General features: G+C 39.8%; 19 protein-coding genes. 4 read left to right on the top strand and 15 right to left on the bottom strand.

Annotated features, from left to right (window positions below):
- Nucleotides 1-352 precede the first annotated feature (352 nt).
- The 7 genes from polA to IEO70_RS14970 form a co-directional block, all read right to left on the bottom strand.
- A complete protein-coding gene (gene polA, locus IEO70_RS15000) occupies nucleotides 353-2,986 on the bottom strand; it encodes a DNA polymerase I (RefSeq protein ID WP_190999191.1) in 2,634 nt (877 codons plus the stop codon).
- Nucleotides 2,987-3,309: 323 nt separating this feature from the next.
- Nucleotides 3,310-5,070: a two-component system histidine kinase PnpS gene (gene pnpS, locus IEO70_RS14995; protein ID WP_190999190.1), complete on the bottom strand. Its 1,761-nt coding sequence runs from the start codon at nucleotides 5,068-5,070 to the stop codon at nucleotides 3,310-3,312.
- On the bottom strand, nucleotides 5,067-5,783 hold the full coding sequence (locus IEO70_RS14990; RefSeq protein ID WP_190999189.1) for a response regulator transcription factor: 717 nt from the start codon (nucleotides 5,781-5,783) through the stop codon (nucleotides 5,067-5,069). Before IEO70_RS14990 ends, pnpS begins: the two co-directional genes overlap by 4 nt.
- A gap of 544 nt (nucleotides 5,784-6,327) precedes the next feature.
- Nucleotides 6,328-7,260, bottom strand: coding sequence for a malate dehydrogenase (gene mdh, locus IEO70_RS14985; protein ID WP_190999188.1), 933 nt, complete (start codon nucleotides 7,258-7,260; stop codon nucleotides 6,328-6,330).
- 72 nt (nucleotides 7,261-7,332) lie between these two features.
- Nucleotides 7,333-8,604 carry an NADP-dependent isocitrate dehydrogenase gene (gene icd, locus IEO70_RS14980; RefSeq protein WP_190999187.1) on the bottom strand — a complete coding sequence of 424 codons (1,272 nt, stop codon included), beginning with the start codon at nucleotides 8,602-8,604 and terminating at the stop codon, nucleotides 7,333-7,335.
- A 119-nt stretch (nucleotides 8,605-8,723) separates the two neighbouring features.
- On the bottom strand, nucleotides 8,724-9,839 hold the full coding sequence (gene citZ / locus IEO70_RS14975; RefSeq protein WP_190999186.1) for a citrate synthase: 1,116 nt from the start codon (nucleotides 9,837-9,839) through the stop codon (nucleotides 8,724-8,726).
- 512 nt (nucleotides 9,840-10,351) lie between these two features.
- On the bottom strand, nucleotides 10,352-10,795 hold the full coding sequence (locus tag IEO70_RS14970) for a DUF441 domain-containing protein (protein ID WP_190999185.1): 444 nt from the start codon (nucleotides 10,793-10,795) through the stop codon (nucleotides 10,352-10,354).
- 121 nt (nucleotides 10,796-10,916) lie between these two features.
- Between IEO70_RS14970 and ytvI the strand changes: the two genes are divergently transcribed.
- Nucleotides 10,917-12,023, top strand: coding sequence for a sporulation integral membrane protein YtvI (gene ytvI / locus IEO70_RS14965; protein WP_190999184.1), 1,107 nt, complete (start codon nucleotides 10,917-10,919; stop codon nucleotides 12,021-12,023).
- Between the two features lie 297 nt (nucleotides 12,024-12,320).
- On the opposite strand, the gene IEO70_RS14960 is transcribed toward ytvI, so the two are convergent.
- The 7 genes from IEO70_RS14960 to dnaE form a co-directional block, all read right to left on the bottom strand.
- Nucleotides 12,321-12,743 carry an FxsA family protein gene (locus IEO70_RS14960; RefSeq protein WP_328820939.1) on the bottom strand — a complete coding sequence of 141 codons (423 nt, stop codon included), beginning with the start codon at nucleotides 12,741-12,743 and terminating at the stop codon, nucleotides 12,321-12,323.
- A 366-nt stretch (nucleotides 12,744-13,109) separates the two neighbouring features.
- Entirely contained in the window at nucleotides 13,110-14,870 is a 1,761-nt protein-coding gene (pyk, locus tag IEO70_RS14955) for a pyruvate kinase (protein WP_190999183.1), read from the bottom strand.
- Nucleotides 14,871-14,913: 43 nt separating this feature from the next.
- Nucleotides 14,914-15,873 carry a 6-phosphofructokinase gene (gene pfkA, locus IEO70_RS14950; RefSeq protein WP_190999182.1) on the bottom strand — a complete coding sequence of 320 codons (960 nt, stop codon included), beginning with the start codon at nucleotides 15,871-15,873 and terminating at the stop codon, nucleotides 14,914-14,916.
- 433 nt (nucleotides 15,874-16,306) lie between these two features.
- Nucleotides 16,307-17,284: an acetyl-CoA carboxylase carboxyl transferase subunit alpha gene (gene accA, locus IEO70_RS14945; protein ID WP_190999181.1), complete on the bottom strand. Its 978-nt coding sequence runs from the start codon at nucleotides 17,282-17,284 to the stop codon at nucleotides 16,307-16,309.
- Nucleotides 17,269-18,147: an acetyl-CoA carboxylase, carboxyltransferase subunit beta gene (gene accD, locus IEO70_RS14940; RefSeq protein WP_190999180.1), complete on the bottom strand. Its 879-nt coding sequence runs from the start codon at nucleotides 18,145-18,147 to the stop codon at nucleotides 17,269-17,271. The genes accA and accD overlap by 16 nt, the downstream gene beginning before the upstream one ends.
- Nucleotides 18,148-18,761: 614 nt before the next feature.
- The gene (locus IEO70_RS14935; protein ID WP_190999179.1) at nucleotides 18,762-19,994 is read right to left on the bottom strand and encodes an NAD(P)-dependent malic enzyme; all 1,233 of its coding nucleotides are present in this window, start codon (nucleotides 19,992-19,994) and stop codon (nucleotides 18,762-18,764) included.
- A 121-nt stretch (nucleotides 19,995-20,115) separates the two neighbouring features.
- Nucleotides 20,116-23,451: a DNA polymerase III subunit alpha gene (gene dnaE / locus IEO70_RS14930; RefSeq protein ID WP_190999178.1), complete on the bottom strand. Its 3,336-nt coding sequence runs from the start codon at nucleotides 23,449-23,451 to the stop codon at nucleotides 20,116-20,118.
- Nucleotides 23,452-23,648: 197 nt separating this feature from the next.
- Between dnaE and IEO70_RS14925 the strand changes: the two genes are divergently transcribed.
- Together IEO70_RS14925 and ytrI are read left to right on the top strand one after the other, a co-directional pair.
- Nucleotides 23,649-23,981 carry a YtrH family sporulation protein gene (locus IEO70_RS14925; RefSeq protein ID WP_190999177.1) on the top strand — a complete coding sequence of 111 codons (333 nt, stop codon included), beginning with the start codon at nucleotides 23,649-23,651 and terminating at the stop codon, nucleotides 23,979-23,981.
- Nucleotides 23,978-24,478 (top strand): sporulation membrane protein YtrI, encoded by a 501-nt coding sequence (ytrI, locus tag IEO70_RS14920; protein ID WP_190999176.1) that lies wholly within the window; start codon nucleotides 23,978-23,980, stop codon nucleotides 24,476-24,478. The genes IEO70_RS14925 and ytrI overlap by 4 nt, the downstream gene beginning before the upstream one ends.
- A gap of 39 nt (nucleotides 24,479-24,517) precedes the next feature.
- Here ytrI and IEO70_RS14915 read toward each other — a convergent pair whose 3' ends face one another.
- Nucleotides 24,518-25,456, bottom strand: coding sequence for a DHH family phosphoesterase (locus IEO70_RS14915; RefSeq protein ID WP_206711608.1), 939 nt, complete (start codon nucleotides 25,454-25,456; stop codon nucleotides 24,518-24,520).
- A 123-nt stretch (nucleotides 25,457-25,579) separates the two neighbouring features.
- Here IEO70_RS14915 and IEO70_RS14910 point away from each other — a divergent pair, with 123 nt between their 5' ends.
- Entirely contained in the window at nucleotides 25,580-25,882 is a 303-nt protein-coding gene (locus IEO70_RS14910) for a YtpI family protein (protein WP_190999174.1), read from the top strand.
- The last annotated feature ends 190 nt before the right edge of the window (nucleotides 25,883-26,072 follow it).

Below are 26,072 nucleotides of genomic sequence, written 5' to 3'. Positions count from 1 at the left end.
TTTTTACTCATAATTTCCCCAGTATTTCTTTGATGTTTGTTTCATTATATAAAAAATGTACCCCATAGGTAGACCTTTTTTTAAAGTGTCTACTCTATAGGGTACATTTTATTTGTTTTATGCACCTTTTTAATGTGTAACTCAGCCTTATACTTACCCCATCATACATAACTTTTGCAAATCAAAAAGGAGTCATGCGGCAAGACTAAGACGGGGCGACAAGAAACCCGACTTTGGTTTCTTGTTCGAAACGGCTTAGGACCGAGCATGACAGGTGTAAGGTTAGACAGTTATCTAAATACAAAGATACATATTTATCTAAGCAAAACCGGCACCGGTCCTTTGTTCTGTATTATTTCGCGTCATACCATGTCGGACCATATGAATAATCAACTTTAAGCGGTATTTCAAGAGTAATTGCATTCTCCATTTCTTCCGGTACGATTCTTTCCAAAATCTCAATCTCTTCCGGTGGAACTTCAAAGATCAATTCATCGTGCACTTGAAGAAGAAGCTTTGCTTGAAGATTTTCTTTCTTAAGACGCTCGCTCATGTTAATCATCGCAAGCTTAATAATATCTGCTGCGCTTCCTTGAATTGGTGTATTCATCGCTGTACGTTCAGCAAAGCTGCGCAAATTGAAGTTGCGGCTTGTGATATCCGGTAAATAACGGCGACGATGCAATAAAGTTGTAACGTAGCCTTTCTCTTTCGCTTCTCTGACGATTTCAGACATATATTCTTTTACACCAGGGAAGCTCGCTAAATACTTATCAATGAATTGAGCCGCTTCTTTTCTTGTGATACCAAGGCTTTGAGATAATCCATAATCGCTGATTCCGTAAACGATACCGAAGTTGACCGCTTTCGCATGTCTTCTCATTAAAGAAGTCACTTCTTCCGGCGGGACACCAAACACATCACTTGCTGTTTTTGTGTGAATATCCATATCCTCACGGAAAGCTTCGATTAAACCTGAATCTTGAGCAATATGTGCTAGCACGCGCAATTCGATTTGTGAATAATCGGCTGCAAAAATCGACCAGCCTGGCTGAGACGGTACAAATGCTTGTCTGATTTTACGTCCTTCCTCTAGGCGAATCGGAATGTTTTGTAAGTTAGGGTCCGTGGAACTCAATCTGCCAGTTTGCGTTAACGCTTGATTAAAGCGGGTATGGATTTTTCCTGTTTCCGGCTCAATCACTTTCAGCAAACCTTCAATATAAGTCGACTGCAGCTTGCCAAGTTGACGGTATTCCAAAATTTTCTCGATGATTTCGTGACGGCTTTCTAGCTTTTCAAGAACATCTGCTGAAGTAGAATAACCGGTTTTCGTTTTCTTAATGACCGGCAAATTCAGCTTCTCAAATAAAATAACACCTAATTGCTTCGGAGAATTAATATTGAATGCCTCTCCGGCAAGTTCATAAATTTCTTTTTCGATTTGCGTTAGCTTAATAGCCATCTCTTCTTGCATTTTTTGTAATGTTTCACGCTCAACTTTGACACCTTTGATTTCCATTTCCGCTAAAATGAGCGATAAAGGCAACTCCAAATCATCAACAAGCTTCAGCTGTTCATTTGCTTCCAGATCTTTTACCATTTGATCTTTCACTTCATAAAGAGTTAGAGCTTTGTTCGCCAAATGTTGAGATAGAGCGTCTTCTCCAGGAACCGCCCTTTTTGCTCCTTTGCCGTAAAAAGCCTCATCTGACTGAACAGATGTTCCAAGCACTTTATTGACCATCGCAGCTAAATCCTCACCTTGGTCGGCAGGGTTTAATACATAAGAAGCGATTAGAAGATCAAATTCGATTCCCTTCAATTCAATGCCTCTTTTATGAAGCGCAACAATCGATCTTTTTGCATCAAACACATACTTCTTGCTTGATTCATCTTCCGCCCATTTTTTAAATACATCTGATGAGATAGCCGTTTCATATGAGAAATAATACGTGCCTTTCCCGTTACTAACAGCAAAACCTAATATATCGGCATGCTGGTAGTTGTCTTCGATAATTTCGACATAGAAACTATTATCGTCTGCAAACAGATCCTCTGTAATGTCAGTGACTGTTTCAAAAGTCACTTCATCAAAAGAAATATCCTCTTCTTCGGTGCTGACAGCATCCATTTTATCTAGCAATGATTGGAAGCCTAATTCCTTGTACAAATGGATCAGCTTATTTTGATCTGTACCTTCAAAGCTGATGTCTTCAATTTTAATATCAACCGGGGCTTCTCTCGTAATCGTCGCTAGTTGCTTTGAAATGAGAGCTAAGTCTTTATGCTCAATCAGCTTTTCCTTCAACTTTTTACCGCTTACTTCGTCCACAGAATCTAAAACATTCTCGACTGAATTAAATTCATGCAGCAATTTCAGCGCTGTTTTTTCGCCTACTCCCGGTATGCCTGGGATATTATCGGATGTATCGCCCATTAATCCCTTCATGTCGATAATTTGCAGCGGCGTTAAGCCATACTTCTCCTGAATATGCTCCGGCGTGTAATTTTCGATATCGGTAATGCCTTTACGTGTAATTCCGACTGTGACATGCTCTGAAGCTAGCTGCGTTAAATCTTTATCTCCAGAAATAATTTTCACTTCAAAGCCCTCTTGTTCCGCTTGTAGTGATAGCGTACCGATAATATCATCCGCCTCATAATTAGGCAGTTCATAACGCTGAATACCGTATGCATCAATCAATTCGCGAATAAACGGAAACTGCTCTGACAATTCTGGCGGCGTTTTTTGACGGCCACCTTTATATTCTTTAAAAGTTTCATGTCTGAACGTCGTTTTGCCAGCATCAAATGCTACTAATATATGCGTTGGCTTTTCTTCTTCAATCATTTTAGAAAGCATCATCGTGAAGCCGTAAATCGCATTTGTATGAATACCTTTATCATTATTCAATAACGGCAAGGCAAAAAAAGCACGATAGGCAATACTATTTCCGTCTATCAGCATTAATTTCTTTTTCAACTATTTTTCCTCCTCGAGCAGTGTCCTCTATGTAATTCGTCAAATAGCGATAATAAACACACTTATTATGTTCTATTTTATCATGTTCTCTTCTTCAAAGAAAAACCTATGAGAAAAACCGTCACTGGTCCTTTTTTAACATGATTTTGCTACTTCAATTCACCTCTTTTATTTATACTTATCTTATTGTAAAAAGCGAAAAAGCAAGGACGGGGTAGTCCTTGCTTTATCTTGGCTCTTGGTTAAAGCGGTTTTCAATGATTAGTATAACCAATGAATGTAAAGGCAGAATTAACGTTATATTATATTTGTGTAAATTCGTGCTATTTCCTTCTTTTTCTTAACCTTACAATAAAGGAAGTGCCTTTGCCTCTCTCGCTTTCAACCGTGATATAGCCTTTATGCGCTTCCACTAAATGCTTGACGATTGCCAAACCGAGACCTGTTCCACCGGAATTACGGCTTCTCGCACGATCCACCCGGTAAAATCGTTCAAAAATACGTGGAATTTCGCTTTTCTCAATGCCAACTCCTGTATCCTTCACTTCAACAAAAGCATATTTTTCATTTTGAGAAACGAAGACATCGACTTTTCCATTCGTCGGTGTGTAGTTGATCGCATTGCTGATTAAATTAATAAAGATTTGCTTTAAGCGGTAAGGATCGGCATCAATGATGACAGGATCATCACATAGCTCCAGTCGCAAATCGATCCCTTTCTTCTCCGCCTTTCGGTTAAACATTTTCTCTGTTTCACTGACAATGTTATTCAAGTCTACCTTTGTCAGCGATAGCTTAAATTCTTGATTTTCAATTTTTGACAGCTCAAGAAGCTCCTGAATGAGAGCCTGCATTCTTTCGCTTTCCTTCAGTATAATCGTCAGGAAATCTCTAATGATCTTCTCATTTTTCAAATCGCCATCAAGCAATGTTTCTGAAAAACCTTTTACCGATGTAATCGGTGTCCGCAATTCATGGGACACATTCGCAACGAAGTCTTGACGCATCTGTTCAAGTCTTTTCAATTCAGTAATGTCATGGAATACGAGAACAATCCCTTTCCACTCATCAACATTTCCTATGATTGGCGCACCATATACCTCGAAATGTTTTCTTTCGATTTGCTGTGATAACACCAGCTGCTTTTTGACGCTTTTCTCAGTGATAAAAATTTCTTCTATTAAATGAGAGACATCCTCATATTGCAGCACTTCATAATACAGGTGATACAAATAATCGTTAGAAGATACATTGAACAACTGCTTATACGTTTTATTCATTAACGTAATATAACCTTTACTGTCAATCAGCAATACCCCACTGCCGATATTTTCAATTAATGTAAGCAGTCTATGCTGCTGTGTTTCTTGAGAAATTTCCATTTCTTGTAAGTTACGTGCAAGCACATTAATAGAAGAACTCAGCAATCTTGTTTCCTCGGAAGGGTCTTCATACGTTCTTGCTTTAAAGTTTCCTTTCGCAAGTTCAATCGCTGTATTTGTAGCCGCTTCAATCGGCTTTGTGAATCGGGTTGCAATTTTATTCGTAATGATGACAATGATTGCTAAAGAGAATCCAATGGTCGCAACAATTAAATACCATGCATTATCATCTAAATGCTTTATATCTTGAAGTTCAGATGTTAATATGACGCTACCTTCAATTTCACTGTCACTCCCGATTACCGTTACAGGAAAATAATAAAGATTTAACCCACCATCAACCTTCTTCATTTCTTCCGTATGCGCTTCAGCCAATTCTGTCAAATTAGCCTCATGCCTATCTATGGATAGCACTTCCGGAGGATTGTCCATAAACAAGATTTCGCCATTAGCAGTAACTATCGCGACACTTGATCCGGTCATCTCCAAACTGGAAACTTGTCCGCTTTCTGCAAATGCCGTTACCCCACCATGATGCTCGACATAGGCAGCTATGCTGGCAACCTGTTTTTCTTGTTCGTCTTTAAAATTTTTATAATTATGCCGTTCAAATAATGTTACGAGCAAAACAGAAAGTAAAGTCACTACAAAGGCAATAAGCGAAACAATTGCCAGCAGCAGCTTAGAACGAAATTTCATCATGCATCCTTTGGCTCCTCTAATTTGTAGCCAAGTCCTCTGATTGTTTTAATGTATTTCGGCTTTCTAGTATCCTGCTCGATTTTGTCACGCAAATGGCTAATATGAACATCTACAATTCTTGTATCCCCTGCAAAATCATAATTCCATACAGAGCTTAAAAGTTGATCGCGTGTATGTACTCTTCCTTTATATCTTGCCAAGTACAAAAGCAACTCAAATTCTTTCGGTGTAAGTTCCAATTTTTCTTTTTGGAAATATATTTCATATTTTTGAGGATAAATAACCAATTCTGCTATTGTAATCGTTTCTTCACTTTCCTCTTCCCAATCATTGCTTTGTTTTATTACATTAGAACGTCTTAATATTGCTTTAACGCGAGCGAGCAATTCCCTTGGACTAAATGGCTTTGTCATATAGTCATCAGCCCCAAGTTCCAGTCCTAAAATTTTATCAAGCTCATCATCTTTTGCAGTAAGCATAATAATCGGAATATCCATTTTTCTTTGTCTGATTAATTTGCATACTTCTACTCCATCTACCTTAGGAAGCATCAAGTCCAAAACCATCAAATCCGGTTCTTCCATCTCAGCAAGATGTAGCGCTTCTTCCCCATCAACAGCAGTAATGACTTCATAACCCGCTTGTTCAAGATTGTATTGAAGCAACGTAAGAATGGATTGCTCATCATCAACTACCAGAACTTTTTTCGACATTTTGCCCTCCTGAAAATCTTATTCCCCCAAAAACCGTAAGAGCCTGTAAATCATCTTTACTACCCTTATCGTAATAGAAACATTAAAATTCCACAACTAAAATAGAAAAACCGTCAGCGGTCCTTTTTCATTTTTGAATCTGCATCTTGAATTCACTTCAATGAAAAAGGAGCCAAGCGGGAACTGAAATGCTGGTCGGGGCTGGCCGCTGCAGCTAGACAAGGACTAAGAAAAACCGCACAATAAATCCGGTTTTGGTTTATTGGGCGTGGTGAAAAAAGGAGCATCGGCTAAGAACGCCACGTCCTGTGGCAACGCCGATATGACCTACATCCTGTAGGCCTCCGAGCATGGCAGGTATAAGGTTAGACAGCCATCTTCGTTCAAAAAATATATGCTTTCCTAGCTTTTCAGAAAAACCAGCACCAGTCCTTTTCACCATAAATGTACTACTTTAAACACTGCGATGAAAAAGAAGTTTTTTTTCAAATAAAAAAAACCAAGGATCCTGTCCCCGGTTTTTCTCAGTAGCTATATTCGCATTTCAAGCTAATATCTTCATTACATTACGGACTGAATCAGCCGACTTAGTCAGAGCGGTTTGTTCATCTGCTGTCAATTCCAATTCAACAATTTCCTCAGCTCCGCCGGCCCCAAGTATAACCGGAACACCTAAGCATAAGTCACGAAAACCATACTCCCCTTCAAGATAAGCTATTGAAGGAAGAATGCGGCGCTGATCTTTCAAAATTGCCTCTGTCATCTCAACTAATGAAGCAGCAGGTGCATAATAGGCGCTGCCGTTTCCTAAAAGGTTGACGATTTCGGCTCCACCTTTACGAGTACGCTCAACAATTGCCTCTAAACGCTCCAGAGGAATGAGTGAACTTAGCGGAATGCCTCCAACGTACGAATATCTTACCAGAGGCACCATATCATCACCGTGTCCCCCCAGCACAAATGCGCTAATATCTTTGGCCGATACATTAAGCTCTTCAGCAATGAATGTGCGGAATCGCGCAGTATCCAATACGCCGGATTGACCGATGACACGTTCTTTAGGAAAACCGGATTCTTTCAATACTGTGTAAGTCATGGCATCAACCGGATTAGTTAAAATAAGGATGATGCAGTTTGGGGAATATTTCACAATCTCTTGCGTAATAGATTTAACGATTTTTTGGTTAGTTTGGACTAAATCATCTCGGCTCATTCCAGGTTTGCGTGCCATTCCGGCAGTAATTATGACGATATCCGAGTCTTTTGTATCTTCATAATTAGAAGTGCCTGTTATTTTCACATCAAACCCCTGTACCGGACTAGCTTCCATCATATCAAGCGCTTTACCCTTTGTCGGATTTTCCATTGGCTGAATGTCAACCAATACTACATCACTCAGTTCTTTTTGCGCTAATAGAAATGCGGTCGTTGCTCCAGTGAATCCACCGCCGATGACAGATACTTTTTTACGAGTCATTTTAGCCACCCTCTCCTTACCAAAGAATATGTAAAAAGAGGTTGCGAATCACAACCTCTTCTACATACTATATTAACCTAAGTTTTTGATTAATTCATCAGCAAATTCGGAACATTTCACTTCTTTTGCTCCATCCATTAGACGAGCGAAGTCATAAGTTACAACTTTAGAAGCAATTGTTTGCTCAACTGATTTAGTGATTAAGTCAGCTGCTTCGTTCCAGCCAAGGTGCTCAAGCAATAACACACCAGAAAGCAATACTGATGATGGGTTAACTTTATCTAAACCTGCATATTTAGGAGCTGTACCGTGAGTAGCTTCGAAAATAGCATGTCCAGTTACGTAGTTAATGTTTGCCCCTGGAGCGATACCGATACCGCCAACTTGTGCAGCAAGCGCATCAGAGATGTAGTCACCGTTAAGGTTCATTGTTGCTACTACATCAAACTCTTTAGGACGAGTTAAGATTTGTTGTAAGAAGATATCAGCGATTGAATCTTTTACGATGATTTTGCCTTCAGCTTCTGCAGCAGCCTGTGCTTTGTTAGCAGCTTCTGTGCCTTCAGCTTCTTTGATTTTGTCGTATTGGTTCCAAGTGAACACTTTATCAGCGAATTCTTGTTCTGCAACTTCATAGCCCCAGTTTTTGAATGCACCTTCAGTGAATTTCATGATGTTACCTTTGTGAACCAATGTTAAAGATTTACGGCCTTCTTTAATTGCATAGTTAAGTGCAGCACGTACAAGGCGTTTTGTACCTTCTTCAGAAATTGGTTTAATTCCGATACCAGAAGTTTCTGGGAAGCGGATTTTGTTTACGCCAAATTCAGTTTGTAGGAAGTCGATTAGCTTTTTAGCTTCATCAGAACCTTGTGCATACTCGATACCAGCATAAATATCTTCAGTGTTTTCACGGAAGATTACCATGTCAGTATCTTCTGGGCGTTTAACCGGTGAAGGTACACCTTCGAAGTAACGTACTGGACGTAAGCATACAAATAAATCTAATTGTTGACGAAGAGCAACGTTTAATGAACGAATTCCTCCGCCGATTGGTGTAGTAAGAGGCCCTTTGATTGCGATTAAGTATTCGTTAATTACATCAAGAGTTTCTTGTGGAAGCCATTCGCCAGTTTGGTTGAAAGCTTTTTCCCCAGCAAGTACTTCTCTCCAAGCGATTTTCTTTTCGCCATTGTAAGCTTTTTCTACTGCTGCGTCTAATACACGTACAGCCGCTGCCCAAATATCAGGACCGATTCCATCGCCTTCAATGAATGGTACGACTGGATTGTTTGGAACTTGAAGAACTCCATTTTGAACTGTGATTTTTTCACCCTGACTCATACTAATTCCCTCCAATTTCAATATCAAAGGTTAGTAGGTTGTTATGAAAACCAACCTCTAACCTTTTTCTCTATATTTATAATTTACTACAAATTGTTTATTTTGAGAAAAATTTTAACTTATCTTTCCTCAACTGGTACATATGTTTGCATGCCAGGACCTGTATATTCAGCACGTGGACGGATTAGACGGTTGTTGTCATATTGCTCAAGAATATGAGCTAACCAGCCTGATGCACGGCTTACAGCGAAGATCGGCGTGAATAAATCGTGGTCGATACCTAAGCTGTGATATACAGATGCTGAGTAGAAATCAACGTTTGGCGGTAATGGTTTCTTAGAAGTTACCAACTCTTCGATTTTTACAGACATTTCATAGTACTCAGGTTGACCAGTTAACGTAGTCAATTTTTTAGACATTGCTTTCAAGTGTTTCGCACGTGGGTCACCATTACGGTATACGCGGTGTCCGAAGCCCATAATTTTTTCTTTGTTAGCTAGTTTACCGTTGATATAAGGCTCAACGTTTTCTAATGAACCGATTTCAGATAACATTTTCATTACCGCTTCGTTAGCTCCTCCGTGTAAAGGACCTTTAAGAGCGCCGATTGCAGATGTAACACCTGAATATACATCAGAAAGTGTCGCTACACATACACGAGCAGTGAATGTAGATGCGTTCAACTCATGGTCAGCATGAAGTACTAATGCTTTGTTGAATGCTTCGATAGCGATTTCAGATGGCTCTTCACCACTTAACATGTATAAGAAGTTAGCAGCAAAGTTCAAATCTTTACGTGGTGCAACAGGCTCTAAACCTTTACGGATTCTTGAGAAAGCTGTTACGATTGTTGGGATTTTAGCTTGGATACGGATTGCTTTACGGTAGTTTGCATCGCTTTCCATCACTTCAGCTTCTTCATCGTATAAACCTAAGAAAGAAATAGCCGTACGCAATGCAGCCATTGGATGCACTGTTTTTATGTCATACATTTTAAAGTGATCAATAATTGCTTGTGGAATCTCCATATTGTTAGCAATTTGAGAAGTTAAGTCTTCTAATTCTACTTTATTAGGCAATCTACGGTGCCATAATAAATAGATTACTTCTTCAAAAGTTGCATTTTCCGCTAAATCATCAATGTTATAGCCTACATAAGTTAATGTGTCATCAATAATTGAACTGATAGATGAAGTTGTAGCTACAATCCCCTCGAGACCTTTTGTTACTGTCATTTAGAATCTCTCCTTTAAATGAATAATTTCCCCTTACCCATATGACCTTTTGATCAACGAACGTTCTGGAGTATACGGATTGTTATCCGTTTATTTATGTTGCGAAGATAAACTTCGCCTTTTGAAAGCGCTATACTTAACTCCGACATATATCCCGATAGTCATTATGAGTTTGATATAGTGTTAACGCTATCATGTAAATATTCAAAAACGAAAGCTTTCTCTCATTCACATTTTCGTCAACAAGACCTACTATTCTTAAAATTAATAATATAATAAAGAATCACGCTTTCGAGTTTATTATAAACAATAATTATATTTTTGAAAATCAAAAGCTACTAAATTTATAGAAAAATAATATTACAACCGTGGAAAGAAAGTGAAAAAAGTGTGAACAAAACCCCATAACCATTAGGTTTTGGGGTTTTAAATTTTATTTTTATATCATTCAAAAAAATGACGAAATCATCCTATTTTTTGATACGTTCAGAAGAATTTTTCGTAGTTTAATGTCAAAATAACTCGAAAAATTTCATAGCCATGTATGCGATTCCCGCACCGATCAGCGGGCCAACTGCCACACCTTTAAACAAAGCAACGGCTAACACAGTACCGATTACTAAAGCTACCGTAATGTGAGGGTCACTTTCTAGCAAAGTGACTCCGTTTTTAGCGATTAGAGCAACTGCAATTCCGGATGCAAGCGCAATCCATGCATAAGGTGACTTAAGTGCTTCATATAAATCTTTGAACCCGATCGCTCCTGTAGCAATCGGAACTAGTACAGCAATAGTAATGATTGTCACTCCGATATTAATACCTTTTCCCTGAATAAAGGGCAATACTTTATCTCCAAGGCCAAGCACCTTAACGATAAGTAAAAAGCCGACTGCTACTAATAACGAATTATTCTTCGCAATAAGGGCTATAGTCAGCAATAATAATAAAAATAACATGTTGTTTCCTCTTTTCTGCTCTATTTCGCAATTTAATATCATATTCATATAAGGATTAATATGTAATTTATTGCATATAGTTCTTTTGGTATTCACACAAGAAGAGAAGGAGGGACACTCTTTGAACCCAATCTACCTACATCGATTCATCCGTGCTTTCTATGTCCTTGCGATACTCATAGGATTGACGGCTGCCTTAACCTTGCTCGCCAAATATGCATATCCCTTCATCATCGCTTTTGGACTAGCTTATTTAATCAATCCTCTAGTTCAATTTTTGCAGATAAAAGCCAAACTTCCACGCGCATTGGCTGTTATTATAGCGTTGTTCAGTATATTTTCTGCTTTCGCCGGAATAATTACGCTTTTAATTACAGAGATTATCGCAGGCGCCAACTATTTAAGCCATCATCTGCCCGAACAATTAGGTACATTCCTCACTATTGGCGAGAACTTCATTATGTTTACCGTTATGCCCTTTATTGAAAGAGTATCCGCCTTATTCAGCTCGCTCGATCAAGAACAACAAACGACCATCTTAGAGAACATCCAAAATATCGGAACGGCGCTAACGACTTCGCTCGGTAACTTCATTCAAGACTTTTTTCAGAAGATACCTAAATTTATTGGATGGTTTCCAAACGCTGCTACGGTTATCGTCTTTTCTATTCTCGCTACCTTTTTCATAAGCAATGATTGGAATAAAATCCGGCTGTTTTTCAGTAAATCCATTCCCGGAAAAGTAAAGGTCAGTATCGGCTATGTATTAATTGATTTAAAGAAAGCTTTTTTCGGCTTTCTGAAAGCACAGTTCACTTTAGTCATGTTTACTACAATCCTAGTTTTAGCCGGCCTTTTAATCCTTCGGGTTGAATATGCTATTACAATTGCTTTATTGACCGGATTGCTTGATTTGCTTCCTTACTTGGGAAGCGGGACAGTTTTTGTGCCGTGGATTATCTATGAAATAGTGACCGGGGAATACAGCCAGGCAATTGCACTATCCATTTTATATGTCATAGTCATAATTCAAAGACAAATCATGGAACCGAAAGTATTGTCATCAAGCATTGGTATTGATCCGCTTGCTACACTCATCTCTCTCTTCGTCGGTTACAAATTATTCGGTTTTCTTGGATTAATAGCCGGCCCAATCGCTTTAGTTATATTAACCGCGCTGCATAACAGCAATGTCTTTCGCGATATATGGGATTTTATAAAAGGATAAAGAAAACTTGCCTTTGGCAAGCCTGATAAGGCGCAGGCAAAGGTCTAGTTGCACTTATACTATAGACTTAAAATTGGCGACTACGTCGATTCTTCCCTCGTTGCCGATTTATGTTTTCTTATAGTGTAATAAAAACCGGCACCGGTCCTTTTTTATGAAGTGCATACTCTTAAGGAAGTAAAAAAGAAAGGAACTGTTCTTAGTCAGCAAGGCACCCCTCTGAGAATATCTCAAGATTGCTTTTGCAGCCGGAACAGTTCTAATCTTCATTTCACTATATTAATTTCATTAACAATATTATCCGATGATAGTAATTGTGTTGCGTTGCGCTCTTTTATAGAGCGTTCTTTTAATGATAGGTTTTATGAAGTTTCTCGTAAATGGGAGCAGTAATAGAAGGCCTAATAAATCAGTAATAAAACCGGGAGAAATCAACAGCAAGCCTCCCAGTAAAATACATACTCCATTCACCATTTCTTCTCCAGGCATAATGCCTCTGTTTAATTGTTCCTGAACTTTTCTTACCGTCAATAACCCTTGGTACTTCGCTAAATAGGCTCCGCCAATCCCGGTTAAGATAATCATCGCTACCGTAGCCAGTACGCCAAACGTTCTGCCCGACCATAAAAGCACTCCTAGTTCACATGCCGGCAAAACTATAAAAAGCCAAAGGAAATATTTCAAAACAATCACCTCCGCCTGTCTAATTATATTATACATTTAATTGCATTTTCTCCTAATGAAAAAAGAAGGCATTTTTGCCTTCTTTTTTCATAACCGTGACGGTTTTTCTATATGTCTAACCTTACACCTGCCACGCTAGGTCCTAAGCCATCCCCTCTGTGAAACCATGAGCTGGTTTCACGGCGTGGCTGTCTTAGTCCTGCCGCATGGCTCCTTTTTCATCGATGTAAATTCAAAAGCAGTATATTCTTGATGAAAAAGGACCGGTGACAGTTTTTCTATATGTCTAGCTGCAGCGGCCAGCCCCTCGAGGTCATAAGCCAAATCACTCCAGAAATCTTACAATTTCCTGCGTGATTCGGCTTATGCAGGTCGGGGCTAAACGGGCAGCTTCCGCTTTTCTTATAATACGTTAGATTTGCCGTCTGTGATGATGCCGCGTTGTGCGTCAACACTTACTGTTTGACCTTCTTTAAGAGCTGTCATCGCATCGTGAGCGCCTACGATTACAGGAATACCAAGGTTTACACCCACAACAGCAGCATGGCTAGTTAAACCGCCTTCTACTGTAATAAGTGCTCCACACTTCTCGATAGCAGGCATCATGTCTTTGTCAGAGCCAAGCGTTACAAGAATGTCTCCTTGTTGTACTTTTTCATTTGCTTCTTGAGCATTTTTCGCAATTACTACTTTACCCATAGTTTTTTTGCGGCCGATTCCTTGTGCTTTTAGAATTGTGTTCCCAAGCACTTGAATTTTCATCATGTTAGTTGTACCTACTTCAGAAACCGGAACACCTGCTGTGATAACTACAGTATCGCCGTAGTTAACTACACCAGAGTTAATGCTTTGTTGTACTGCATTATCAAGCATTTCATCTGTAGAGTTTGTTCTTGGTCCTACTAAAGGTTTAACACCCCATACAAGAGCTAAACGGCGCGCTACTTTTTCATCAGAAGTAATTGCAACGATTGGCGCTTTTGGACGATATTTAGAAATCATACGAGCAGTGTAGCCAGATTCAGTCGGAGTGATGATTGCGTTAGCATCTAGGTTTAAAGTAGTGTAAGCAACAGATTGTCCGATAGCGTCTGTAATTGTGTGCTCGCTGTCTTTGCTGCGTTTAGAAATCAATTCTTTATGGTTCAATGCAGATTCAGTGCGAGATGCGATGTTATGCATTGTTTGAACCGCTTCGACAGGGTAAGAACCTGCAGCTGTCTCACCAGAAAGCATAATTGCATCTGTTCCATCAAAGATCGCATTGGCAACGTCAGAAGCTTCCGCACGAGTAGGTCGAGGGTTGCGTTGCATAGAATCAAGCATTTGAGTAGCTGTAATAACAGGCTTACCTAATGCGTTACATTTTTTAATCAATTGTTTTTGTACTAAAGGTACTTCTTCTGCAGGAATCTCTACCCCTAGGTCACCACGAGCAACCATTAATCCTTCAGAAACTTCAAGAATATCGTCGATGTTATCTACGCCTTCTTGGTTTTCAATTTTAGGAATAATGTTAATGTGTTTACCGCCATTGTTATCTAACAGTTCGCGAATTTCCAATACGTCAGAAGCGCGGCGAACGAAAGAAGCAGCAACAAAATCAACGTTTTGTTCAATACCGAACAGGATATCTTCGCGGTCTTTTTCTGTGATACCAGGAAGGTTAACAGAAACGCCAGGAACGTTTACACCTTTTTTATTTTTTAGGATGCCGTCATTCAGTACAACTGTATGAATTTCTCCTTTTTCTTTGTCAAGCTTTGTTACCTCAAGACCAACTAAGCCATCGTCTAGAAGGATGCGAGATCCAACTTCAACATCGTTGATTAACTCGCCATATGTAATAGAGAACTTCTCAGCAGTTCCTAATACTTCAGTTGTTGAAATGATGATGTTAGCACCCGTTTTTAGTTCAACAGCACCGTTTTCCATATCGTTAGTACGGATCTCCGGACCTTTTGTATCAAGAAGAATCGCTACTTTTTTACCAGTTTTTTCTGAAGCTTCGCGAATTGTTTTAATTCGAGCAGCATGCTCTTCATGACTACCATGAGAGAAATTTAAACGGCATACGTTCATGCCAGCTTCCATTAAGCTTGAAAGTTTTTCTAAAGATTCACTTGCAGGACCAATCGTACATACAATCTTCGTTTTACGCATTTGGCTAAATAGCCTCCTTTTTGTATTTCAAATAACAATAAAATTAAATAGATAATTCTTGTGATAATTGATACATCTTATCATCAATTTTGTGCGGTCTTCCAAGAGCCTCAATGATATCGTAATCGACTAGCTCGTTCTTTTCAATACCTACTGCTCTTCCACCTTTTCCTTCAAGTAAAAGTTCTACTGCTTTTGCCCCTAAGCGACTAGCCAATACACGGTCAGCTGCTGTAGGAGAACCGCCACGTTGAACGTGACCTAGAACTGTTACACGAGTATCAAATGAAGTCATTTCTTCAATCTTTTTGCCGATTTCAACACCGCTGCCTACACCTTCAGCAACGACGATGATGCTGTGCTTTTTGCCGCGTTCATGACCGCGTTTTAATTTGGCAACAACATCCTCGATATCGTGATCCTCCTCCGGAATCATAATTGTTTCCGCACCGCCTGAAAGACCTGCCCAAAGAGCGATATCGCCGGCATTTCGTCCCATAACTTCAATAACATACGTTCTTTCATGAGATGTAGCTGTATCGCGAATTTTATCAATTGCATCAATAACTGTATTTAAAGCTGTATCGAAACCAATCGTGAACTCTGTGCCTGGAATATCATTATCAATTGTTCCAGGTACGCCAATGCAAGGGAATCCGTGTTCTGTCAGAGCTTTTGCCCCCATGTATGAGCCATCTCCGCCAATTACAACTAGAGCATCGATTCCGTGTTTTTTTAACTGTTCAATCCCTTGAAGTTGACCTTCTCTAGTTTTGAACTCTGGGCAACGAGCAGAGAATAAAGTTGTTCCTCCGCGTTGAATAATATCCCCAACTGAACCAAGTTCAAGTCGTTTTATATCGCCTTCCATCAAACCTTGATAACCGTGATAAATACCATATACTTCCAAACCGTGGTAAATTGCTTTACGAGTAACTGCACGTACAGCAGCATTCATTCCTGGAGCATCTCCACCACTTGTTAAAACACCAATTCTCTTCATCACATTCACCTCTATATACAAATTCTTTTGTAGGAATAAGCGGATAAATTTCATTAGCTATTATGTACGAAACGGTTCCAATCATCCTAAAAAGTTAAAGGAAACAATAAATCGTATAAGCTTATCCTTTGTAACAACGTAAAGTTTTATGAAAGCAGATTACACATTATAAATATTTTGTTAAGAAGAATTTTTATAATTAGCCCTTCTCTTTCGACTATACATTCTAAATGACTTTAAACGTTTCGTAAAGACTATATGTGAAACATTTAACATATTTTATTCACAGTATATAAAATTTTAAAAAACTATCATTATTTATGTATATTATTCCATTTTAACCCACTGTATTCATACAATTCAAATTAAACCAAAAATAAAGAGGCATTCTAAAAGCGATTTTCATCACTTTTTAGAATAGCCCCATGAGTCATTACCTTACTTCAACCTCCGTTTGCGTAAAAGCAAACTTTCCAATCATACGATACTTATTATATCTGCTCGCCAGTAAATTTGACGTTTCAAGCTTCATTAATTCAGCAAGAGTCTTTTGCAGGTGCCGATCAATATACTGTGACTGCTCCATGGCGCTGCGATGCGCTCCGCCTTTCACTTCTTCGATAATATCATCGATTACATTCAACTCTTTTAAATCCTGTGCTGTAATTCTCATGCTTTCAGCTGCCTGTTTCGCTTTCGATGAATCCTTCCAGAGTATGGTTGCACATCCTTCAGGAGAAATCACCGAGTAAGTAGAGTTTTCAAGCATGAGGAGCTTATCACCGATCCCCAAACCTAGTGCGCCTCCGCTTCCACCTTCACCGATGACTATACAAACAATCGGCACTTTTAAGCCAGACATTTCAAATAGGTTTCGGGCAATTGCCTCGCTTTGGCCGCGTTCCTCAGCTGTTTTGCCGGGATATGCCCCTTTTGTATCAATAAAGCATATAACAGGACGATTAAATTTTTCAGCCTGCTTCATTAGTCTTAACGCTTTACGGTACCCTTCAGGATGAGGCATTCCGAAATTGCGACGAATATTTTCTTTCGTATCTTTTCCTCTTTGATGACCGATTACGGTTACGGGTAACCCTTTATAGAAAGCGATACCTCCTACAATAGCCTCATCATCACCATATAAGCGGTCTCCGTGGCATTCAAAGAAATCAGTAAATAAATATGAGATATAATCGAGCGTTGTCGGTCTCGATGGATGACGGGCAATCTGGACACGGTCCCAAGGTTTCAGATTTTCATAAATTTCATTTTCGAGTTTTTGCAGCCTCATTTCAAGACTTTCAATTTCTGCTGTCAAATCAACATTCGCTTCTGCAGTTAATCTTATTAATTCATCCAGCTTATTTCTGAGTTCAATAATCGGGCGCTCAAACTCTAGACTTGCAACCATTCCAAATCACCACCTTGCTTATGTATTTTTAAAATTGTCGTTAGTTTTTCTTTCATATCCAATCTTGAAACGACCGCATCCAACTGGCCATGCTTTATTAAAAATTCAGCGGTTTGAAAATCTTCCGGCAGCTCCTGACGAATGGTCTGCTCAATAACACTGCGACCAGCAAATCCAATTAGCGCACCAGGCTCGGCCAAATTGTAATCACCTAAAGAAGCAAAGCTAGCTGAAACGCCGCCTGTCGTCGGATGCGTCATCACTGATATGAACAATCCCCCCTCCTCACCAAACTGCTGAAGAGCAATACTTGTTTTCGCCATCTGCATCAAACTTAAAATACCTTCCTGCATACGCGCTCCACCGGAAGCGGTAAATATTATAAACGGAACTTTATCTTCTCGGGCTCTTTCCACGGCCCGCGCAATCTTCTCTCCAACTGCAGAACCCATACTTGCCATCCTGAAATTAGAATCCATTACCGCAATAACAATGTCGATTCCGTTAACCTTACCTTTTCCGGTTACGATGGCTTCATTTATGCCGGTCTTCTTCCTGTCAGCTTCAACTTTTGATTCATAATCCGGGAAATTCAACGGGTTGATAGAAATCATGTCTTTGTCATATTCATAGAATGAGCCTTCATCAATTATGCTGTTGATCCGTTCATGAGCTGTCATTTTATAATGATGGGAACAAAATGCACAAACGTTCAAATTTTTATTCAAGTCTTTTGTATAAACAATTTTTTTACATTTTGGACATTTAGTCATAATACCTTCCGGAACATTTTGACGCTCGCGTTCAGATGGAACTGTTGCATATTTCTTCTTTTTCGATTTTTGAAAGAGCTCTTTTATCAAGAGGAATCCCCCTTTATCTTTGCTTTTTTCCCTAATCTCTATTTACGAATGAATACGAAAGATGTTTCATAATCTCTGTTTTTCTCTATGTATCCTGACTAATGTATTTCTTTCCCAAAAAGATGAACATTAGTCTATGTTAAACTAGTATAACACCTTTCCATTATATTCCAAACCAATTTTTTCATACATAACCGGTAATTTTGCCACAACAGTATCCTCAAATAAAAAGCCTTTTAAAAAGGCTATGTTAAATGCTACTGTTGATTTCCACTGCGGGCGGACGCTTTCCATGTATTTTAGAAATTATAAAAATCTATATCGTTTATACGTAAAAAAAGTGTATCGACGTCTAGCTCTAGCGCCCAACACCTCTTGCCCTTCGGCAACCTCCAATCGATAAGACGTTGAAATGTGGAATCTGCCCGCACGCGCCCACATGCTTCCCCCACAGGAGTCGCCGCCCTTCGTTCCAATCAACAAATAAAAATTGCAAAAATCAACAACAAAGGATAATGAGCCTAAAAAAAAAGCGCAATTAACTATGACTGTCTAACCAATCATTAATTAAATGCACTTTTGCTTAATCTTTCACCTATTAATCAACGTACTATTTACGGACGAAGGCCAGTCATTTGAATTGTCTTATTCTTTACACTTTCCGGCTCTACTTTAATTCTCGCTACACCGCTTTCCATTGCGGCTTTTGCAACAGCTGAAGCAACAGCAGGAGCAACACGCGGATCAAACGGTCCGGGAATGACATAGTCAGCAGTTAACTCTTCCGGCTTTATCAAATCAACAATCGATTCAACCGCGGCCATCTTCATTGCTTCATTAATCTGAGTTGCCCTCACGTCTAGTGCGCCGCGAAATATTCCCGGGAAAGCCAATACATTGTTTACTTGGTTCGGAAAATCTGATCTTCCTGTTCCAATCACTAGTGCCCCGGCAGCCTTTGCTTCATCCGGCATTATTTCCGGGGTCGGATTAGCCATTGCAAAAATAATCGGGTTCGGACTCATCCGGCCTAGATTCTCAACTGACAATCCGCCAGCAACAGATACACCTATAAACACGTCTGCACCGCTGATAACTTCACTTAAATTCCCAGAGACTTTATTGTGATTCGTCACTTTCGCCATCTGTTCTTTAATCTCGTTCATCCCTGTCGGACGCCCTTCATAAATGGCTCCTTTAGAATCGCACATAATAATTTCACGAACTCCGTATTCAATAAGCAGTTTGACAACAGCGATTCCAGCGGCACCGGCACCATTCGTCACTACCTTAATGTCCGAGAAAGATTTTCCGGCAAGCTTCAGTGCATTAATTAGTCCCGCAACAGTTACTATTGCTGTTCCATGCTGATCATCATGAAAAACAGGGATATCCATTTCTCTTTTCAGTCTTTCTTCAATCGCAAAGCAGTTAGGAGCTGCAATATCCTCTAAATTGATTCCGCCAAAAGTCGGTTCAAGCAGTTTGACTGTCTCGACAATCTTATCAACATCCGTTGTATTCAAGCAGATTGGAAAGGCATCTACTCCGGCAAAACTTTTAAATAGCACCGCTTTACCTTCCATGACAGGAAGAGAAGCTTCCGGACCGATATTCCCCAGGCCAAGGACAGCTGTACCATCGGAAACAACGGCTACAGTATTGCCCTTCATTGTATACTCATAGACCATCTCAGGTGCTTCAAAAATATCCTTGCATGGCTCGGCTACGCCTGGAGAATAAGCTAAACTCAAATCTCTCACTGTCTTAACTTCCACTTTTGAAACTGTCTCTAATTTCCCCTTGTTAATTCGATGCATGTGTAAAGCTTGTTCTCTCAATGTCACTAACTTCCACTCCTTAAAATAATTAAAAAAGGAAAAAATAACGTACCTGAAATAATCTGTCTGAGTCTTTTTTTCACTTCAGTTATATAACACTATAACACATCTTAACGCGAAGTAAAGACTAAATATTCTTAATAATCAAATTTATTTCACCAACCAGTTTTCTCATGGATTGCAAAAAGACAGGAGATGGATTGACCCAATTCCTCATCGGCATCAGCACAGCCTTATTCGTTTGTTCAAAGAACATTTTAACTCTTACATTACCAGGATATTTATGCAACAAACTTTTAATTTGCCCGTAATGCTCCTTTGTATGCATTGATTTGGTCACTCTAATATAAATAGTCTGCTTCCATTGCTCCTTTATCGAATGCAGCTGTTCAATTGTGAAGACTTCTTGAATGATGAATTGCTTCTTGCCGTTTCTCGTTTCAGAATGTCCTTGGACAAAAAGAATATTTCCTTTTTGTAAATGGACACCATATTGCCTGTATACATTCGGAAAAGCCACAGCCTCCATCTCATCGCTTTCATCAGCGATTTTAATAAAAGCCATCACTTCTCCCTTTTTGGTGCGAATCGTCTTCATTTCAGTGACATACACGCCAAAAGCAAATTTTCCGTCTTTCTCTTCAATAGCCTGATATAGCTGCTGAGCGGCAAATTCGGCAAAAAGCTGCTTATAAGAAGCAATCGGGTGACTGGATAAATATAAACCGAGCACTTCTTTTTCGTATTGAAGTTTCATTTCAAGAGGAATCGGTTCCGTTTCGACGTACTTAGGCGTTAAATTAAACTCGCTGTTATGAAACAGATCCGCATCAGCAGACGCGATGTCTGCAAAATCTATCGCTACGTCAAGACTGGCGAGCAACGTTGCCCGATCTTCGCCCCATTCATCAAAGGCACCTGAATAAACGAGCGCTTCTAAAGTTTTACGGTTAATCGCCTTAGCAGAAGTACGCAAACAAAAATCGAACAAATCTTTAAAACGCTCAAGATTGCGGGCTTGCATAATATCTTTTACAGCCACACCACCGACGCCTTTAATCGCCGCCAGACTGTATCGTATGCCAGACACTTCCGATTGGAAAGCATACCCACTTTTATTGATGGACGGAGGCAGAAGGGTTATATTCATCCGCTTCAAGTCACGCACATATTGCGCTAGTTTCGTATCATTTCCGATGACGCTGCTCATTAAGGAAGCCATAAAATATTGCGGATAATGCGCCTTTAAATAAGCCAGCTGATACGCAATCATACTATAAGCTACGGCATGACTTAAATTGAAGCCGTAATTGGCGAACTTAACAATATAATCATAGATGCTATTCGCGACCTGGTTCTCATAACCTTGTCTTATACACCCATCTACAAAATGCTTTCTCTGTTCCTCAAGGACATTCGCTTTTTTCTTTGAGACCGCGCGGCGCAGCAAATCGGCCTGACCTAGAGAGAAGCCGGCAAACTTAGAAGCGATTTGGATTATTTGCTCTTGGTACACGATTATTCCGTACGTACTTTCCAAGATTGGTTTTAAATCCGGGTGTAAATAACGAACTGCTTCTTCTCCGTGGCGCCGTTTAATATAGATTGGGATATTCTCCATCGGACCCGGCCGATATAAAGCATTGACAGTGACTAAATCATCAAAGCGTTCAGGCTTCAGCCGCTTTAGCACATTTTTCATACCATCTGACTCGAATTGGAAAATACCATTTGTATCGCCTTTCCCCAGCATCGCCAATGTCTTAGGGTCTTGCATCGGAATATGTTTAATATCAAAATTTTTACCGCTGTTCGTTTTCTTAACAGCATTTAAAACCCGTTCCATTAACGAGAGATTACGCAATCCCAAAAAGTCCATTTTCAAAAGACCTAACTCTTCAAGCGTCTCCATCGGAAATTGCGTTAAATGGATGCCATTATGGCCTTCCTGAATAGCGATTGTCTCCGTTAAAGGTGTATCGCATATCACGACGCCGGCTGCGTGAGTCGATGTATGACGCGGAAGACCTTCAATTGCCATCGCTGTATCAATGAGCAGCTTGTTTTTCTCACTCTCATTATAATATTGGCTGAGCAAACGTGATTCCTTTAAGCTTTCTTCTATTGTAATACCCAATCGCGGCGGCACCATTTTCGACAAGCGATCAAGCTCTTTCGTGTTCAAGCCGAATACTCTTCCTGTATCACGGAGCGAAGCCTTTGCGGCAAATGTCCCAAAAGTAATGATTTGTGCGACATGCAGCTCGCCATATTTCTCAGCTACATAAGCAATCACCTCATCACGTCTTATATCCGAAAAATCTATATCGATATCCGGCATCGTAACGCGCTCCGGATTCAAGAAGCGCTCAAACAGCAAATGATGTTCCATAGGGTCCACATCGGTAATCCGCAGTACGTAAGCAACCATCGAACCGGCAGCTGAGCCCCGGCCCGGACCGGTCAATATCCGTTCCTTTCTGGCAAATTTCATGAAGTCCCATACAATAAGAAAGTAATCACTGAAATTCATTTTTTTAATCACGGATAACTCATAACGCAAACGATCCATAAAGTCTGTATTTCCGGTTCCATACCGTTCTTTGAAACCTTCTAAACAAATCTGTTCAAGCAGCTGTTCAGCCGGTATTTCGCTCGGATATTTTGGAAGTAGGTTTTGGTGCATCGCTATTTCTATATGACAGGATGATGCAATCTTTACCGTGTTTTGCAGCGCTTCAGGATGGTCCGGAAACAGCATTTCCATTTCCGCACCGCTTTTCAAGTAGCGCTCCTTATTTACACTTTCACCCTTCAAATCATGGTAGATTTTCACACCTTGCTCTACAGCTTTCAATACTTCATATGCAACTGCATCCTCTGGCTTCAGATAACAGACAGAATTTGTCGCAACGAGAGAAGCATTCACGCGCTTTGCCAGCTCTTCCAGCTTTTCATATTCGTTCGTTCCATTGTTTTGTATAGATAGATAGAAGTTTTCCTGACTGAATATAGCTTGGAATATCCGAATCGCTTCCTCTGCTTCTTCAATCTCTCCGCGAAGCAACTTTCGTTCAACGATTCCTTCCTCTCCGGGTGAAATTCCGAATAGCCCTTCACTGTAGCCCTTCAGCCATTTCAACGGCAAACCTTCTTTCGTCTTTGTCTGAATGCTGCTGCTGATTTTCAACAGATTAGAATAGCCTTTATTGTTGCGAGCAAGCAGCAAAATCGGATAAGTCTCTTCCCCATGCAAAACATCCGCCAGAAGACCGATAATCGGTTTGATTCCCTGTTGTTTACATGCTTTATAAAATGGAATAGCGCCATACATCACGTTACGGTCAGTGAGTGCTAAGCTGCGCATTCCTTTCGCTTTTGCTTCCGCCACCAATTGCTCTATACGGACGGTACTGGCTAACAAGCTGTATGCAGATTGCACTTGCAGATGTACAAAATCCATCGATATCCCCCTCTCTTAAATACTCTTTTTTATAGTTGTTATCCCGCAGAAACAGGCTCAAGTTAAAGTTTTCTTTATTATAGAACCTTTTAATAAAAAAAGAAAATACGTTCGTTTTTACAATAAAGCATATACATCCATTGTTGTCCATATATTTAAATTGGAAGCAAAATTATGCGGACAAGGGATGATAATTAATGAAGGAAGCGTTTTTCCCTGCTTTTTTAAATAGCTATTTTATCGCTTTAGGTGTTTTGCTCGGCGGATCGATTATCGGAGGGATCGCTGCCTTCTTCACGAATCAGCCTCCTCTTACTGCGGTTCAGCGTCTTTCGGACAGCCTCCGGATCTGGGCTATCGTTGCGGCAATCGGAGGAACATTCGATACCGTCTACAATTTTGAGAGAGGGATTTTTTACGGAGAAACGAGAGATATTATTAAACAAATTTTATGGATTTTGGCCGCACTGGCAGGTGCTCATACAGGATCAGTCATCATCAGCTGGCTGACACAGGAGAATGTTTCATGAGACCCCCTACTTTAGCTAAAGATAAAGGCTGGCAGCGTTTTTTCGCCGGTGTCCTTATCGGCGCAATTGTCGGGTGGCTGGTTTTCTTCTATATGTATAGCAAAATGCAGGAAGATTTAACACAAGACATTATTGAGCAAAAACAGGAAATCTCCAGTTTAAAAGATAAGATTGCCATTTGGGAAAAAGAATCGGAGTCTCTTAATGAAGAAGCAGAAAAAAAGATGACGATACAAGATATTCAAGTTACAATCGAAAACTACAGACAGTATGATCTCGATTTATTATCTGTGCTTCAGGCACAAGAGGCGATACGCAAAGATTTGAGCTCATTAATCACGAAAGATCTCGAAACAGTTTACAAAGGAAAGTTTCTGATCAAAAAGACGATTGAAAATAAAATAATTGAAATGAACGAAAAGAAGTATACATTTGAAGTAACGGAACTGATGTTTTATTCAACTATTTTTATTGAAGTAAAGGTGAAAAGATTATAAAAAGGAGGCTGCCGAAAATGGACAGCCTCATCTTATCAGTTAATATTGCTTACAAAGTTCATCTAATGCCTCCATGACACGGTCAGCTTCTTCCCATGAATATGCTGAAGCTCCGGAAGCAAGCGGGTGTCCGCCACCGTTAAACTGTTTAGCCAGCCCATTGATGACAGGACCTTTAGAGCGCAGGCGCACACGAATGACATTGTCTTCCTCAATGAAGAATACCCATGCTTTTATTCCCTTCACCGAACCTAATGTGCTCACTAATAAGGACGCATCTGAAGCTTTCGCATTAAACTTGTCCAAAATATCCTTTTTAATAACCATTCTGGCAGCACCTGAAGCTGTCACTTCGAAGTTTTGTAGTACATATCCTTGCAGGTGAACGATATTTTCATCCAAGTCATACAATCCATTATAGAGGGTCGTTCTTGAGAAATCATACTTAATCAAATCACCTGCATATTGGAATGTTTTCTCCGTTGTGCTCGGATATAAAAATCGTCCTGTATCTCCGACAATGCCTGCATAAAGCAGACGGGCAGCCTCATCCGTCATCGTAAGCCCTTTATCTTTTCCATATAAATAAAACTCATAAATCAATTCACTTGTCGAACTCGCAGTCGTATCTACCCAGACTATGTCTCCATATGCATCGTCATTCGGGTGATGATCTATTTTTATGAGTATATCTCCATTTGTATATCGTTGATCGCTTACACGCTCTTGGTTTGCCGTATCGCATACAATAACAAGCGCTCCCTTATATACGTTATCTTCTATAACATCCATCCGCTTTAAGAAGTGAAGAGATCCATCTTCTTCCCCTACCGTATAGACGTGTTTCTCCGGAAATGAAGCTTGAATTATTGCCGCCAATCCGCATTGTGAGCCGTATGCATCAGGATCCGGCCGAACGTGGCGATGTATAATAATAGTTTCGTACGATTTAATTTGCTGTAAAATTTGCTCTTTCATCTTTTTAAACATCCTTTCTTAGGGTCACTTATGTAGACGGTATTTTTTTGAAAATTGTGGCACAGCCCTTACTTTCTGCGTTACAATATAATGGACAATTTAACATATTTGGGGGACTTTTACATGCCGATTCTAGTCATATTGATTATTATAGCACTTGCTTTCTACGTAACGTACAAAATAAGATATGTCCGTACTAAAATGCCGATGGAAAAGAGATGGCTATCAGGCAAATCATCGATGGCACTCGGTCTTTTTGTTGCTTTATTCGGCGTAAATTCGTTATTTTTATTCCAGGAAATGACTACTTACATAGTAGGTTCCATTTTTATATTAATCGGTATCGGCAGCATTGGGGCCGGTTTCCAAGTGTATCGCCACTACACACCGCTGGCTATTGAGGAAGCAGAAAAATACAGTAAGTAAAAGAGGCTGGGACAAAACCTCCCTCTAAACAAGAAATAGCCGGTGGCATTTTACGTAAGTAAAGGGCCACCGGCTATGCTTTTTTACAACAAAAAGGACACCATCTGTTAAAATTTAAGTATCTGACCCCAAAAATTTTAATAGAAAGAAGTGTCCTTATGTTTAAAGATTATAACATGAATCAATTAGT

The organism is Peribacillus faecalis, from assembly GCF_014712675.1.
GTDB lineage: Bacteria > Bacillota > Bacilli > Bacillales > DSM-1321 > Bacillus_AD > Bacillus_AD faecalis.
Note: the sequence above shows the minus strand (reverse complement) of the source record. Positions and strands in the feature narration are given on the sequence as shown.

Coding starts and splice junctions, on each gene's coding strand:
- pnpS (WP_190999190.1), bottom strand. CDS start 5,070: ATGATGAAATTTCGTTCTAAGCTGCTGCTGGCAATTGTTTCGCTTATT.
- IEO70_RS14990 (WP_190999189.1), bottom strand. CDS start 5,783: ATGTCGAAAAAAGTTCTGGTAGTTGATGATGAGCAATCCATTCTTACG.
- mdh (WP_190999188.1), bottom strand. CDS start 7,260: ATGACTCGTAAAAAAGTATCTGTCATCGGCGGTGGATTCACTGGAGCA.
- icd (WP_190999187.1), bottom strand. CDS start 8,604: ATGAGTCAGGGTGAAAAAATCACAGTTCAAAATGGAGTTCTTCAAGTT.
- citZ (WP_190999186.1), bottom strand. CDS start 9,839: ATGACAGTAACAAAAGGTCTCGAGGGGATTGTAGCTACAACTTCATCT.
- IEO70_RS14970 (WP_190999185.1), bottom strand. CDS start 10,795: ATGTTATTTTTATTATTATTGCTGACTATAGCCCTTATTGCGAAGAAT.
- IEO70_RS14960 (WP_328820939.1), bottom strand. CDS start 12,743: ATGTATAATATAATTAGACAGGCGGAGGTGATTGTTTTGAAATATTTC.
- pyk (WP_190999183.1), bottom strand. CDS start 14,870: ATGCGTAAAACGAAGATTGTATGTACGATTGGTCCTGCAAGTGAATCT.
- pfkA (WP_190999182.1), bottom strand. CDS start 15,873: ATGAAGAGAATTGGTGTTTTAACAAGTGGTGGAGATGCTCCAGGAATG.
- accA (WP_190999181.1), bottom strand. CDS start 17,284: ATGGTTGCAAGTCTAGAGTTTGAGCGCCCGATTATTGAACTCAGAAAT.
- dnaE (WP_190999178.1), bottom strand. CDS start 23,451: ATGGATTTTGTACATCTGCAAGTGCAATCTGCATACAGCTTGTTAGCC.
- IEO70_RS14925 (WP_190999177.1), top strand. CDS start 23,649: ATGAAGGAAGCGTTTTTCCCTGCTTTTTTAAATAGCTATTTTATCGCT.
- ytrI (WP_190999176.1), top strand. CDS start 23,978: ATGAGACCCCCTACTTTAGCTAAAGATAAAGGCTGGCAGCGTTTTTTC.
- IEO70_RS14915 (WP_206711608.1), bottom strand. CDS start 25,456: ATGAAAGAGCAAATTTTACAGCAAATTAAATCGTACGAAACTATTATT.
- IEO70_RS14910 (WP_190999174.1), top strand. CDS start 25,580: ATGCCGATTCTAGTCATATTGATTATTATAGCACTTGCTTTCTACGTA.